At 71.5% G+C, this 14,088-nt stretch carries 13 protein-coding genes; 11 read left to right on the forward strand and 2 right to left on the reverse strand.

What is annotated here, in order from left to right; translation table 11 throughout:
- The first annotated feature begins 12 nt into the window (after positions 1-12).
- A complete protein-coding gene (locus ABTZ94_RS21170; RefSeq protein WP_351202600.1) occupies positions 13-441 on the forward strand; it encodes a DUF3592 domain-containing protein in 429 nt (142 codons plus the stop codon).
- A 28-nt stretch (positions 442-469) separates the two neighbouring features.
- Here ABTZ94_RS21170 and ABTZ94_RS21175 read toward each other — a convergent pair whose 3' ends face one another.
- Positions 470-595: a hypothetical protein gene (locus ABTZ94_RS21175; protein ID WP_351202601.1), complete on the reverse strand. Its 126-nt coding sequence runs from the start codon at positions 593-595 to the stop codon at positions 470-472.
- Positions 596-744: 149 nt separating this feature from the next.
- Here ABTZ94_RS21175 and ABTZ94_RS21180 point away from each other — a divergent pair, with 149 nt between their 5' ends.
- The 8 genes from ABTZ94_RS21180 (at position 745) to ABTZ94_RS21215 (ending at position 10,130) form a co-directional block, all read left to right on the forward strand.
- Positions 745-1,539, forward strand: coding sequence for a TIGR03084 family metal-binding protein (locus ABTZ94_RS21180; RefSeq protein WP_351202602.1), 795 nt, complete (start codon positions 745-747; stop codon positions 1,537-1,539).
- On the forward strand, positions 1,536-3,251 hold the full coding sequence (locus ABTZ94_RS21185) for an acyclic terpene utilization AtuA family protein (protein WP_351202603.1): 1,716 nt from the start codon (positions 1,536-1,538) through the stop codon (positions 3,249-3,251). The genes ABTZ94_RS21180 and ABTZ94_RS21185 overlap by 4 nt, the downstream gene beginning before the upstream one ends.
- Entirely contained in the window at positions 3,248-4,855 is a 1,608-nt protein-coding gene (locus ABTZ94_RS21190) for an acyl-CoA carboxylase subunit beta (RefSeq protein WP_351202604.1), read from the forward strand. The genes ABTZ94_RS21185 and ABTZ94_RS21190 overlap by 4 nt, the downstream gene beginning before the upstream one ends.
- Before the next feature lie 8 nt (positions 4,856-4,863).
- The gene (locus ABTZ94_RS21195; RefSeq protein WP_351202605.1) at positions 4,864-6,813 is read left to right on the forward strand and encodes an acetyl/propionyl/methylcrotonyl-CoA carboxylase subunit alpha; all 1,950 of its coding nucleotides are present in this window, start codon (positions 4,864-4,866) and stop codon (positions 6,811-6,813) included.
- Positions 6,810-7,970: an acyl-CoA dehydrogenase family protein gene (locus ABTZ94_RS21200; protein ID WP_351202606.1), complete on the forward strand. Its 1,161-nt coding sequence runs from the start codon at positions 6,810-6,812 to the stop codon at positions 7,968-7,970. Before ABTZ94_RS21195 ends, ABTZ94_RS21200 begins: the two co-directional genes overlap by 4 nt.
- A gap of 244 nt (positions 7,971-8,214) precedes the next feature.
- Positions 8,215-8,952, forward strand: coding sequence for an enoyl-CoA hydratase family protein (locus tag ABTZ94_RS21205; protein ID WP_351202607.1), 738 nt, complete (start codon positions 8,215-8,217; stop codon positions 8,950-8,952).
- Positions 8,940-9,554, forward strand: a complete 615-nt coding sequence (locus ABTZ94_RS21210) for a TetR/AcrR family transcriptional regulator (RefSeq protein ID WP_351202608.1) — start codon at positions 8,940-8,942, stop codon at positions 9,552-9,554. Before ABTZ94_RS21205 ends, ABTZ94_RS21210 begins: the two co-directional genes overlap by 13 nt.
- 345 nt (positions 9,555-9,899) lie before the next feature.
- Positions 9,900-10,130 (forward strand): hypothetical protein, encoded by a 231-nt coding sequence (locus tag ABTZ94_RS21215; RefSeq protein ID WP_351202609.1) that lies wholly within the window; start codon positions 9,900-9,902, stop codon positions 10,128-10,130.
- A 105-nt stretch (positions 10,131-10,235) separates the two neighbouring features.
- Here ABTZ94_RS21215 and ABTZ94_RS21220 read toward each other — a convergent pair whose 3' ends face one another.
- Entirely contained in the window at positions 10,236-11,345 is a 1,110-nt protein-coding gene (locus ABTZ94_RS21220) for a citrate synthase 2 (protein ID WP_351202610.1), read from the reverse strand.
- Between the two features lie 221 nt (positions 11,346-11,566).
- On the opposite strand from ABTZ94_RS21220, the gene pdxH reads away from it, so the two are divergent.
- Positions 11,567-12,193: a pyridoxamine 5'-phosphate oxidase gene (gene pdxH, locus ABTZ94_RS21225; protein ID WP_351202613.1), complete on the forward strand. Its 627-nt coding sequence runs from the start codon at positions 11,567-11,569 to the stop codon at positions 12,191-12,193.
- A gap of 284 nt (positions 12,194-12,477) precedes the next feature.
- Positions 12,478-13,914: a PAS domain-containing protein gene (locus ABTZ94_RS21230; RefSeq protein ID WP_351202611.1), complete on the forward strand. Its 1,437-nt coding sequence runs from the start codon at positions 12,478-12,480 to the stop codon at positions 13,912-13,914.
- The last annotated feature ends 174 nt before the right edge of the window (positions 13,915-14,088 follow it).

A 14,088-nucleotide genomic window follows, 5' to 3' on the forward strand; every position in this document is an offset into this window, starting at 1 on the left:
CCGGGGGAGCCCATGATCGTCGCCGCTGTCTATTTCGTCGCCGCCGTGGGCGCGGCGGTGATGTCCGGAAGGGGCCTGGACCGCAACCTCCAGGGCCCCCGGCTCCGGGCCGCCTGGGCCGAGGGTCTCACCGCCGAGGCCCGGTGCACCGCCCTGCGCACCGAGGAGGCCCAGGACTCCGAGGGCGGCTCCACCCAGTACACCCACCCCACCCTGGAGTTCCGTACGGCCGACGGGCGCACCGTCGATTTCGAGGAGCGCCAGTCGCGCATCGTCCCGGCCGAGGGCGACTTCGTGACCGTCTACTACAGCGCCGCGAACCCCGAGGGCGCGACAACCCGGGCCCCGTCGTTCGGCATGCGCCACGCCAGGGCCGTGATCACCGCGGCGGGCTGCTTCTTCGCCCTGGTCTCGGCGGTCGTCATCGCCGTGGTCGCCTGACCTGCCGGACCCTCGGCCGCGTTCGCCCTTATTCCGGGTTGACGGTGTCGAAGTACAGGGTGTCCGTCGCCGCGTCGAGGAAGAACCGCCCGTCCGTCAGGTCGTCCACCGGGCCAGGGCCCAGGAGCAGCGCGTCGTAGGAGGCGCTGGTCATCCACCGCGCATGCGCGGGCAGGAACCCGGCCAGTACCTCCGGCCGGGGGGCAGGGGCCGAGCGGCAGAAAATAATGCAAGCATGCTTGCTTGTTTATTGGTCCGCTGTCATGCTCCTGGGCACACCGCCACGCCCGAGGGGAGCGCACCGTGCCCGATGTCGCAGCCGTGATCGACGATCTGCGTGACGAGAGCGATGAACTCGACGGGCTGGTACGGGAGTTGAGTGCCGGTCAGTGGGCCGCCGGGACCCCCGCGCCCGGCTGGAGCATCGCGCATCAGATCGCCCATCTCACCTGGACCGACGAGGTCGCGCTGCTGGCCGCCACCGACGCCGGTGCCTTCGCGGGGGAGGTGACCAGGGCCATGGAGGCGCCCGACTCCTTCGTCGACCGGGGCGCCGAGGAGATCGCCGTACTGGCCCCGCAGGCGCTGCTCGCCCGGTGGCGGGCCGGGCGGGAGCGGCTGGAGACGGTGCTGCGGGAGGCCCCGGCGGGCACCCGCATCCCCTGGTACGGGCCGCCGATGAGTGTCGCGTCCATGGCGACCGCCCGGATCATGGAGACCTGGGCGCACGGCCAGGACATCGCCGACGCCCTCGGAGTCACCAGGACCCCCACCGCCCGGCTGCGGCACGTCGCCCGGATCGGGGTGCGGGCCCGCGACTACGCCTACCTGGTACGGGGGATCAAGGCGCCCGAGGAGGAGTTCCGGGTCGAGCTCGAAGACCCGGGAAACGGGGCGGTCGTCTTCGGGCCCGAGGACGCGCCGCAGCGGGTCACCGGCCCGCTCGTCGACTTCTGCCTGCTCGTCACCCAGCGCGCGCACCGCGACGACCTCGCCGTCCGGGCGGTCGGCCCCGACGCCGACCAGTGGCTCGACATCGCCCAGGCGTTCGCCGGGCCCGCCGGACCGGGCCGCACACCCCGGGGAGACGGCAAGTGACCGAACCGCTGCGGATCGGCAACGCCTCCGGGTTCTACGGCGACCGCTTCGACGCCGTGCGCGAGATGCTCACCGGCGGCCCCCTCGATGTCCTCACCGGGGACTATCTCGCCGAGCTGACCATGCTCATCCTCGGCCGGAGCCGCCTCAAGGACCCCGCACGCGGGTACGCCACCACCTTTCTGCGCCAGCTCGAAGAGGGCCTCGGGCTCGCCCACGACCACGGGGTGAAGATCGTCACCAATGCCGGAGGGCTCAATCCGGCCGGACTCGCCGACGCCGTGCGGGAGCTGGCGCAGAAGGTGGGCGTGCCGGTGCGCGTCGCCCATGTGGAGGGCGACAGCCTCCCCGTCCCCGAGGGCTGCCTCACCGCCAACGCCTACCTCGGGGGCGCCGGGATCGCCGCCTGCCTCACCTCCGGCGCCGATGTCGTCGTCACCGGGCGGGTCACCGACGCCGCCCTCGTCACCGGGCCCGCCGCCGCCCACTTCGGCTGGGGACCGGACGACCACGACGCCCTCGCCGGGGCCGTCGTCGCCGGACACGTCCTGGAGTGCGGCACCCAGGCCACCGGCGGGAACTACTCCTTCTTCCGCGGCCACGACATCCGCCGGCCCGGCTTCCCGCTCGCCGAGATCCACGCCGACGGGTCGTCCGTCATCACGAAGCACGACGGCACGGGCGGCTTCGTCGATGTCGGCACCGTCACCGCCCAGTTGTTGTACGAGACCGGCGGGGCCCGGTACGCCGGACCGGACGTCACCGCCCGGCTCGACACCGTACGACTGACCCAGGACGGGCCGGACCGGGTACGGATCACCGGCGTGCGCGGTGAGGCCCCGCCGCCCACCCTCAAAGTCGGGCTCAACCGGCTCGGCGGCTGGCGCAACGAAGTCGACTTCGTGCTCACAGGGCTGGACATCGAGGCCAAGGCGCAGCTCGTCAAGGACCAGTTCGCACAGGCGCTCAGCCGGCCTGGAACCCAACCGGACGAAGTTCGGTGGGAGTTGGTCCGGACCGACCGGGCCGACGCCCCCACCGAGGAGACCGCCGGTGCCCTGCTCCGGCTCGTCGTCCGCGACCAGGACCCGGAGGCCGTGGGACGCGCGGTCTCCGGCGCGGCGATCGAGCTCGCCCTCGGCAGCTACCCGGGCTTCCATGTCACCGCCCCGCCCGGAAAGGGCGCACCATACGGGGTGTTCGAGGCGAAGTACGTACCGGCCGACGAGGTCCCGCATGTCGCCGTACTCCCGGACGGGCGGCGGGAGAGCCAGAAGCCCCCCGTACGGACGCAGCCCCTCCAAGAAGCCGAGGAGCCGCCGCTGCCCGAGCCCCTGCCGTCCGACGCACCCACCCGGACCGCCCCGCTCGGCCGGATCGCGGGCGCCCGCAGCGGTGACAAGGGCGGGGACGCCAACGTGGGGGTGTGGGCCGTCGGCGACGACGCCTGGCGGTGGCTGGCCCATGAGCTGACCGTCGAACGATTCCGGGAGCTGCTGCCGGAGACCGCCGATCTCACCGTCGTACGCCATGTCCTGCCGAACCTCCGTGCCCTGAACTTCGTCGTACACGGGCTGCTCGGCGAGGGCGTCGCCGCCCGGCACCGCTTCGATCCGCAGGCCAAGGCGGTCGGGGAGTGGCTGCGGTCCCGGCACCTCCCCATTCCCGTATCGCTGCTGGAAGCCGCCCACGCACCGGAGGTGAACGCATGACCGTCCTGCCCACCGGGCTCGACACCGCGAGTCCCGAATACGCCGCGAACCGCGCGGCCATGCTCACGAAACTCGACGAACTGGCCGACGAGCACACCAAGGCGCAGGCGGGCGGCGGTGAGAAGTACACCGAGCGGCACCGCTCGCGCGGCAAACTCCTGGCCCGGGAGCGGATCGAGCTCTTGATCGACGAGGACACCCCGTTCCTGGAGCTGTCGCCGCTCGCCGCCTGGGGGAGTGCCTCCCCCGAGTACACCGTCGGCGCCTCGCTCGTCACCGGAATCGGGGTGGTGTCGGGCGTGGAGTGTCTGATCACCGCCAACGACCCGACCGTACGCGGCGGCGCCTCCAACCCCTGGACCCTGAAGAAGGCCCTGCGGGCGAACGAGATCGCCTTCGCCAATCGGCTGCCCTGCATCAGCCTCGTCGAGTCGGGGGGTGCCGATCTCCCGTCGCAGAAGGAGATCTTCATCCCGGGCGGGGCGCTGTTCCGCGACCTCACCCGGCTGTCGGCGGCCGGTATCCCGACCGTGGCCGTCGTCTTCGGGAACTCGACCGCCGGTGGGGCGTACGTCCCCGGCATGTCCGACCACACCGTCATGATCAAGGAACGGTCCAAGGTCTTCCTCGGCGGGCCGCCCCTGGTGAAGATGGCGACCGGCGAGGAGAGCGACGACGAATCGCTCGGCGGCGCCGAGATGCACGCCCGCACCTCCGGGCTCGCCGACCACTTCGCCGTCGATGAGCAGGACGCGCTGCGCCGGGCCCGCCGGATCGTCGCCCGCCTCAACTGGCGTAAAGCACACGCGGATCCGGGCCCCGCCCAGCCGCCGAAGTACGACGAGGACGAGCTGATCGGCATCGTGCCCGGCGATCTGAAGGTGCCCTTCGACCCGCACGAGGTCATTGCCCGGCTCGTCGACGGCTCCGACTTCGACGCGTTCAAGCCGCTGTACGGGACCAGCCTGGTGACCGGGTGGGCCACGCTGCACGGCTATCCCGTCGGCATCCTCGCCAATGCGCAAGGGGTGCTGTTCAGCGAGGAGTCGCAGAAGGCCGCCCAGTTCATCCAGCTCGCCAACCAGCGCGACATCCCCCTGCTTTTTCTGCACAACACCACCGGCTACATGGTCGGCAAGGAGTACGAGCAGGGCGGCATCATCAAACACGGCGCGATGATGATCAACGCGGTGTCGAACTCCAAGGTCCCGCACCTGTCCGTGCTGATGGGCGCCTCGTACGGGGCCGGGCACTACGGCATGTGCGGACGGGCGTACGACCCGCGCTTCCTCTTCGCCTGGCCCAGCAGCAAGTCCGCCGTCATGGGGCCGCAGCAGCTCGCCGGGGTGCTGTCCATCGTCGCCCGCGCCTCCGCCGCCGCGAAGGGGCGCCCCTACGACGACGAGGCCGACGCCGGGCTGCGCGCCATGGTCGAGCAGCAGATCGAGTCCGAATCGCTGCCGATGTTCCTGTCCGGGCGCCTGTACGACGACGGGGTCATCGACCCGCGCGACACCAGGACCGTCCTCGGGATGTGCCTGTCCGCGATCCACACCGCCCCGGTCGAAGGTGTCCGCGGCGGCTTCGGAATCTTCCGGATGTGAGGCCACAGATGATCTCCACACTGCTCGTCGCCAACCGGGGCGAGATCGCCTGCAGGATCTTCCGCACGTGTCGTGCGCTGGGCATCGCCACCGTTGCCGTGTACTCCGACGCGGACGCCGACGCAGCTCACGTACGGGAGGCGGACACCGCCGTACGGCTGCCGGGCGCCGCCCCGTCCGACACCTATCTGCGCGGCGATCTCGTCGTACGCGCCGCGCTCGCGGCGGGCGCCGACGCCGTCCACCCCGGGTACGGCTTCCTCTCCGAGAACGCGGGATTCGCCCAGGCCGTGCAGGACGCCGGTCTCGTGTGGGTGGGGCCGCCGGTCAAGGCCATCGAGCTGATGGCGTCCAAGACCCGCGCCAAGGAGCTGATGGCCGCCGCCGGGGTGCCGCTGCTCGCGCCCGTCGACACGCGGAAGGTCACCGCCGACGACCTTCCGCTGCTGCTGAAGGCGGCGGCGGGCGGCGGCGGGCGCGGGATGCGGATCGTACGTGAACTCGCCGAACTGCCGGGCGAGTTGACGGCGGCCTCCGCCGAGGCCGCTGCCGCCTTCGGGGACGGCGAGGTCTTCGCGGAGCCGTACGTGGAGCGCGGCCGGCACGTGGAGGTCCAGGTCATGGCCGACGAGCACGGCGGCATCTGGGCGCTCGGCACCCGCGACTGCTCGCTCCAGCGACGCCACCAGAAGGTCGTCGAGGAGGCCCCCGCACCCGGTCTCGACGACGCGCTGCGCACCCGGCTGCACGATGCCGCCGTGGCCGCCGCCCGCGCGGTCGGCTACCGGGGCGCGGGCACCGTCGAGTTCCTCCTCGCGGCCGACGGACGGCCGTACTTCCTGGAGATGAACACCCGCCTCCAGGTCGAACACCCCGTCACCGAAGCCGTCTTCGGGCTCGACCTCGTCGCCCTGCAACTGCGCATCGCGGAAGGCGAACCGCTGCCCACCACCGCACCCCCCGAGCCGCACGGCCACGCCGTCGAGGCCCGCCTGTACGCCGAGGACCCTGCCCGCGACTGGCAGCCGCAGACCGGAACACTGCTCACGCTGGATGTGCCGGACGAACCCGGACTGCGCCTCGACACCGGATACGCCGGCGGCGACACCATCGGCGTGCACTACGACCCGATGCTCGCCAAGGTCATCGCCCACGCCCCCACCCGGGGCGAAGCCGTACGCCTCCTCGCCCGCGCCCTGGAACGCGCCCGCATCCACGGCCCGGTCACCAACCGCGACCTGCTCGTACGGTCCCTGCGCCACCCCGACTTCCGCGCCGCCCGCCTCGACACCGGCTTCTACGGCCGGCACCTCGACGCCCTCAACCCGGCCCCCGACGAAGCGGACCACCGCATCGCCGCCCTGGCCGCAGCCCTCGCCGACGCCGCCACCCGGCACCACGGCCCCGGACCGGGCCCCGTCCGCTTCGGCGCCTGGCGCAACATCTCCTCGCAACCCCAGGTCAAGCGCTACCGCGCCGAACCCGACGGCACCGAACACCGGGCCGTCTACCGCACCACACGCACCGGCCCCGTCCCCGAAACCGGAGAACGGGTCATCGCCGCCCGCCCCGACCACGTCACCCTCGAAGCCGGCTCCGTCACCCGCCACTTCGCCATCACCGTCCACAGGGACAAGGTGTATGTGGACACCGCCACCGGCTCGTACACCTTCACCGCCCTGCCCCGCTTCACCGACCCCGCCGACCGGACCGAACCCGGCTCACTGCTCGCCCCCATGCCCGGCACCGTCGTCCGTGTCGCGGAAGGCCTCAGAGCCGGAGCGACGGTCGAGGCCGGGCAGCCACTGATCTGGCTGGAGGCGATGAAGATGGAACACCGCATCCTCGCCCCCGCCTCCGGCACCCTCACCGCACTGCATGCCGCACCCGGCCTCCAGGTGGAGGTCGGCGCCCTGCTCGCCGTCGTGCAAGACGTACAGGAGGAACCGAAGCCATGAGCACCGTCCTCGAAACCGAAGAGCACCAGGCCCTGCGCGCAGCCGTCGCCGCCCTCGGAAAGCGCTACGGGCGGGACTACATGACCTCCGTCGTACGCGACGGAGCCCACCCGCACAAACTGTGGACCGAAGCCGCGGGGCTCGGCTACCTCGGCGTGAACCTCCCCGAGGAGTACGGCGGCGGAGGCGGCGGAATGGCCGAACTCTCCATCGTGCTGGAAGAGTTGGGTGCGGCCGGCAGCCCGTTGCTCATGATGGTCGTCTCCCCGGCCATCTGCGGCACCGTCATCGCCCGCTTCGGCACCGACACCCAGAAGCGGCACTGGCTCCCCGGTCTCGCCGACGGCAGCCTCACCATGGCCTTCGGCATCACCGAACCCGACGCGGGCTCCAACTCCCACCGCATCACCACCACCGCCCGCAGGGACGGCGAGGACTGGCTGCTCACCGGACGCAAGGTCTTCGTCTCCGGCGTCGACATCGCCGACGCCACCCTCATCGTCGGCCGCGCCGAGGACGCCAGGTCCGGCAGGCTCAAGCCCTGCCTCTTCATCGTCCCGCGCGACGCACCCGGCTTCCGGCGCTCGCAGATCGACATGGAACTCCAGGCCCCGGAGAAGCAGTTCGAGCTGGTCCTCGACGATGTACGGCTGCCCGCCGACGCTCTCGTCGGCGAAGAGGACGCCGGGCTGCTCCAGCTCTTCGCCGGGCTCAACCCCGAACGCATCATGACCGCCGCATTCGGCATCGGCATGGGCCGCTACGCCCTCGCCCGCGCCGTCGAGTACGCGAAGACCCGCCAGGTGTGGAAGGCACCCATCGGTTCCCACCAGGCCATCGCCCACCCCCTCGCCCAGGCCCACATCGAACTCGAACTGGCCCGGCTGATGATGCAGAAGGCCGCCCGACTCTACGACGAGGGCGACGACATCGGCGCCGGCGAGGCCGCCAACATGGCGAAGTACGCGGCCGGCGAAGCCTGCGTCAAAGCCGTCGACCAGGCCGTGCACACCCTCGGCGGCAACGGCCTCACCCGCGAATACGGCCTCGCATCCCTGATCGCGGCGGCCCGCGTCGCCCGGATCGCACCCGTCAGCCGGGAAATGATCCTGAACTTCGTGTCCCACCAGTCCCTGGGGCTGCCCAAGTCGTACTGACGCGATGCCCCGTACCGGGGCGGCCGCATGTCTGCCCGCGCGATGTCCACGACGAACTGCGCACCGCGCCGCCCACGACAGCGGCCCGCCCCGGGATGTGGGGCGGGCCGCCGTCGTCGTACGCGGGCCGGCCCCGATCCGTCACGGCGCCCGGCCGGACCGTGGAACCATGCAAGCACGCTTGATTGCTCCAGCCCCCGCTGCCACGCTCGGCGGGATGGCCCGGGACAAGGAGACGAACCGCATGACGCCGCTCGCAGCCCCCACCCACGACCGGGGCATCACCACCCTCACGCTCGACTCACCGGGCAACCGCAACGCACTCTCCGCCCAGCTGGTCGGCGAGCTGTCCGCCGCCCTGGACGCGTGCGCCGCCGACGACGCCGTGCGGGCAGTCGTCCTCACCCACACCGGCAACACGTTCTGTGCGGGCGCCGACCTCACCGGTCCGCCCGACCCGGCGGCCTTCGTCGCCCTGATGCGGCAGATCGCCGCACTGCCCAAGCCCGTCGTCGCCCGGGTCACGGGACACGTCCGGGCAGGCGGCCTGGGACTCCTGAGCGCCTGCGACATCTCCGCGGCCGGCCCCGGCGCCTCGTTCGCCCTCACCGAATCCCGCCTCGGCCTCGCCCCCGCCGTCATCTCCATGCCTCTGCTGCCCCGCACCGACCCGCGCGCCGCCGCCCGCTACTACCTCACCGGCGAACGCTTCGACGCGGCCGAAGCGGCCCGTATCTCCCTGATCACGCTCGCCGCCGAGGACGTGGACAAGGCGCTCGTACCCGTACTGGACGGACTGCGCAGGGCCTCACCGCAGGGGCTGGCAGCATCGAAGGAGCTGGTCACAGCTACTGTGCTGAAGAGTTTCGACCAGCATGCCGAAGACCTCATCGCCCGCTCGGCAGCACTTTTCGCCTCCGCCGAGGCACGGGAAGGGATGACGGCCTTCCTCGAACGACGGGACCCCGCATGGCTGTTGTGACGCCCTCCACCGACAGGACCCCCAAGCAGGACCGCAGCCGCGCCACCCGCCGGCGACTCCTCGAAGCCGCGGTCGCCTGTCTCGCCGAACACGGCTGGGCAGGCTCCACCGTCTCCGTCGTCGCCGAACGCGCGGGCGTCTCGCGCGGCGCCGCCCAGCACCACTTCCCGACCCGCGAGGACCTGTTCACCGCGGCCGTCGAATACGTCGCCGAGGAACGCTCCGCCGCCCTGCGCGCCCTGCCCGTCCAGGGCCGCACGGCCGTCGTCGCCGCCCTCGTCGACCTCTACACGGGCCCGCTCTTCCGCGCGGCACTCCAGCTCTGGGCCGCCGCGTCCAACGAGGAACAACTCCGCCCCCGCGTCACCGAACTCGAAGCCCGCGTAGGCCGCGAGACCCACCGCATCGCCGTCGAACTCCTCAACGCCGACGAAACCAGGCCCGGCGTACGCGAAACCGTCCAGGGCCTCCTCGACATGGCCCGCGGCCTGGGCCTGGCCAACGTACTCACCGATGACACCGCCCGGCGTCAGAGGGTCGTGGCGCAGTGGGCGGCGCTGCTGGACGACGCACTCGACCGACCTCGGGGGACCTGTGGGTGACTACTTCCAGACGATCGTCGACCTCGACGCCACCGAGCAGGACGCCGCACAACTCGGCGCCGGGCTCCTCGACTGGCTGATCGCCGACGGAATCGTCAGCGCCGAGCGCACCGACTGCGTCCTCGACGCAGACGGCTACGGCAACGCACGGTCCGAACTACGCCAAGGCCGTCGACGACCCGGAACCGGTCGAGCTGTGGAGCAACGGCCTCCACGTCGCGACCGGACGCACTGTCTTCGACAGCGGCCACGGGCGACGCGGGAGCTGCCACCTGCCCGCTCTGCGCCACCGAGATCCGCCTCGTCGACGACACCTGGTGCCCCGTCGACAGCGCCTGGGCCCCGTTGGCGGGCCGGCTCGGCGCCTGGGCGGACGGCGGCGAAGGAGTCGTTCAGTGCCCCTCCTGCCGCCGGCTCTCCGGCATCGGCCGCTGGAGCTGGGAGGACGACTACTACGCCTGCGGGCAGCTCGGCCTCACCTTCTGGAACTGGGCGGAGCTGACCTACGGCTTCGAACAGGAGGTGCGGCGCGGCCTCGGCGGACACCGCACCGTCACTCTCCGCGGCAAGCTCTGAGACCGACCGGCACAAGGGTATGGACACGCAGGCCGGGTGAGGCTTTGCGGACCTGTCCGGGGCCGTACTTTCCGATCACGCCGGGCTTGCGCAATACCCGGACCGTCAGTTCCCCAGGTCCGTGATCTGCTCGTACCCCTCGATCTCCCGGGGATCACGCGGCCCCGGACCGACGTACCTCGCCGAAGGACGTACCAGCCGCCCCGTCCGCTTCTGCTCAAGAATGTGCGCCGACCAGCCCGCCGTACGCGCACATGTGAACATCGACGTGAACATGTGCGCCGGAACCTCCGCGAAGTCCAGCATGATCGCCGCCCAGAACTCCACATTCGTCGCCAGCACCCGGTCCGGGCGACGCGCGTGCAGCTCCTCCAGCGCGGCCTGCTCCAGCGCCTGCGCCACCTCGAAGCGCGGCGCACCCAACTCCTCGGCCGTACGCCGAAGCACGCGCGCCCGTGGGTCCTCGGCCCGGTAGACCCGGTGCCCGAAGCCCATCAGCCGCTCACCCTTGTCCAGGGCCTTCTTCACATACGCGGTGGCATCCCCGGTCCGCTCGATCTCCTCGATCATGCCGAGGACCCGGGACGGCGCACCACCGTGCAACGGCCCCGACATCGCACCCACCGCACCCGACAGCGCCGCCGCCACATCGGCGCCGGTCGACGCGATGACGCGGGCGGTGAACGTGGAGGCGTTCATGCCGTGCTCGGCGGCCGACGTCCAGTACGCGTCGACAGCCTTGACGTGCTTGGGGTCCGGCTCACCGCGCCAGCGGATCATGAACCGCTCGACCACGGACTGCGCCTTGTCGATCTCGCTCTGCGGAACCATCGGCAGCCCCTGCCCGCGCGCCGACTGGGCGACGTACGACAGCGCCATCACGGCGGCCCGCGCGAGATCGTTGCGCGCCGTCTCCTCGTCGATGTCGAGCAGCGGCTTCAGGCCCCACACGGGAGCGAGCATCGCCAGCGCGGACTGCACATCGACCCGGATGTCACCGGAGTGCACGGGGATCGGGAACGGCTCGGCCGGCGGCAGACCGGGTTTGAACGCCCCGTCGACCAGCAGACCCCAGACATTTCCGAACGACACATGACCGACGAGGTCCTCGATGTCGACACCGCGGTAGCGGAGCGAACCGCCTTCTTTGTCCGGTTCGGCGATCTCCGTCTCGAACGCGATGACTCCCTCTAGTCCCGGTACGAAGTCGGTCATAGCGGCTCCCTCAGGTCGGCGGCTGCACGGAGGCCACAGTGGCCTGCCCCAAGATATTGGCGGGTTCCCACGACGCGGGGAAGCGTGACATCCGGCACAGCTTCCCGATTCACCGATGACGGATTGATGCCCTCCTTGCCGGGCAGCAGCGACCGCTGCGGCAGGATGGCCCCGTGCCCACCGCAGACTCCCCCTCCGATTCCACCACCGATCCGGCCGCGATGCGCGAGCAGTACCGCTCCGAGGGCTTCACCGAGGACACACTGGCCGCCGACCCGATGCAGCAGTTCGCCCACTGGTTCCGGCAGGTCGCCGTGGGCGGGTTGCTCCACGAACCCAACGCCATGGTGGTCTCCACCGCCACCCCCGAGGGCCGGCCGTCCTCACGCACGGTGCTGCTGAAGAAGTACGACGAACGCGGCTTCGTCTTCTTCACCAACTACGAATCCCGCAAGGGCCGCGAACTGACCGCCAACCCGTACGTCTCGCTGCTCTTCCCCTGGCACCCGATGGCCCGCCAGGTCATCGTCACCGGCACGGCGGCCCGCGTCGCCCGCGAAGAGACGGTCGCCTACTTCCGCACCCGCCCCCACGGCTCCCAGCTGGGCGCCTGGGCGAGCGCCCAGTCGGCGGTGATCGGCTCCCGCGACGAGCTGATCGAACGCTACGAGGAACTGGCGGCCCGCTATCCGGAGGGCGAACACATCCCCGCGCCCCCGAACTGGGGCGGCTTCCGCGTCGTACCGGACACGATCGAGTTCTGGCAGGGTCATGAGAACCGGCTGCACGACCGGCTGAGGTACGTACGCGAGGGCGAGAGCTGGCGCGTCGAGCGCCTGTGCCCGTAAAGGGTCCCGGACACGCAGAAACCCGCAGGCTCTGGTGCCTCCTTGCGGAGGAGCCGGCCGGACTTACCGGCGAGCCTGCGGGTCGGTGACTGCTTGGGTTTCGGCAGACAGCCTGCCGAGGTGCACTGTGTGCGACGACGGGCTGTCAGCCCGCAGCCACCTCACGAATCCGATAAGGCTGCACTTTTCGGATCACCTCCTTTCAGCGTGTACGGCACACCCTAGGAACGCGTCAGGGGCCGCACAACCGAATTAAGGAGTCGGCCTATTTCAGAGAAGTCGGTGTGCGCTGGGTCACGTTCGAGTTCAATGGTCTGACGTGCGGTAATGCCGGATACGTCCTGCGGGGGTACGGGGATGAGTGCGTCCACAAGCAGTGGGACGACCGACGCGCTCGGGCCCGACGAGGGTCCGAAGGGCGGGTCCGGGCCGAGCTGCTCGCGGCGCTGCTCGACGGGATGGATGCGGCGCTCTGTGCGTTCGACGCGGACGGCACCATCACCCACTGGAACCGTGAGGCCGAGCGGATTCTGGGCTGGTCCGCCGAGGAGGCCGTGGGCCGGCCAGGGCTTGCCGGGTGGGCGGTGCGGCGGGCGGATGCGGCGGAGGTGCAGGGGCGGCTGATGGCGGCCATGGACGGCGCCGGTCGCCGGGTCCACGAGTTCGCGTTGCTGCGCAAGGACGGCGGGCGGGTGCTCGTACGGACGCAGTCGGCCGGGGTCCGGAGTGCGGACGGGAAGCCGGCCGGGGTGTACTGCGCGTTCGGCGAGGTGCATGCGCAGATCGATCTGGAGAGGTCGATCGCGCTGAGCGAGGCACTGTTCGAGGACGCGTCGTGGGGCGTGGTGCTCGTCGACGCCGATCTGCGGCCGACGGTTGTCAACGCGCACGCGGCACGGGCGCTGGGCGGCGGTCGTACGACACTGCTGGGGCGCCCGCTGGGCGAGCTGATCATGCAGGGTGTCGAGGACCTGGAGGGCGCGTTGCAGCACGTACTCGCGGAGGGCGCACCACCGGCGCCGGCCGAGTTGTGGGTGACGTTGCGGACGGCGGAGGGGGAGCGGCGGCGCTGCTGGCGCAGCGGCTTTCTGCGGCTGGCGTCGCCGCTCGCCCAGGAGCCGGTTCCGTTGGGGGTCGGCTGGCTGTTCCAGGACGTGACCGCGGAGAAGCTGGTGGCGCAGGAGGCGGACCGGGTGCGGTTCCGCTCGAACCAGCTGCACCGGGCTTCGACGTCGGCGTCCGAGTGCGAGGACCCGATGGAGGCGGCGACGTCCTACCTGGACTATGCGCTCGCGGGCTTCGCCGACCATGCGCTGGTCGACCTGGTGGCGGGGGAGCGGCTGGTACGGGTGGCGGCGACGTCGCCCGGTGAGCCCGGGCCGTGCCTGCCGGTGGCCGGCGGCGGCATTCCGCTGCGGTACGCGACCGGGCACCCGGCCCTCCAGGCGGTGGACCGTACGGGTTCGGTACGGGCCAGCGCGGGTGCGGGACCCGGGGCGGGGGTGTGGGCGGCCGAACGGCAGTGGCCGGGGGATTCGGTGCACGCGCTGTGCGCGGTGCTGCGGAGCAGGGGGCGCACGCTGGGCGTGGTGACGTTTCTGCGCTCCGCCCACCGCACGGCCTTCGAACGCCCCGACGCGGTGTACGCGGAGAGCGTGGCGGTCCGGGTCGCGGCGGCGGTGGATCTGGCGCAGGTGGTGGCAGCGGACTCCGCCGGCTGACGGCCCGCGGAGTTGCGCCCGTCGGTCGCCCTTCGCCGTGCGGCAGGCGGATCACGCCAGGTGTGGCCGCGCACGGGCACTTACGACCTCCCCCACGATAGGGAGCGGGCTCCCGACGCCCTGCGACTCCGCTTGCGGCGTTGTCGTCAGTCAACGACGCTCCTTCCCCGAGCT

The sequence above is a fragment of the Streptomyces sp. NPDC002785 genome (genome assembly GCF_040295565.1).
GTDB lineage: Bacteria > Actinomycetota > Actinomycetes > Streptomycetales > Streptomycetaceae > Streptomyces.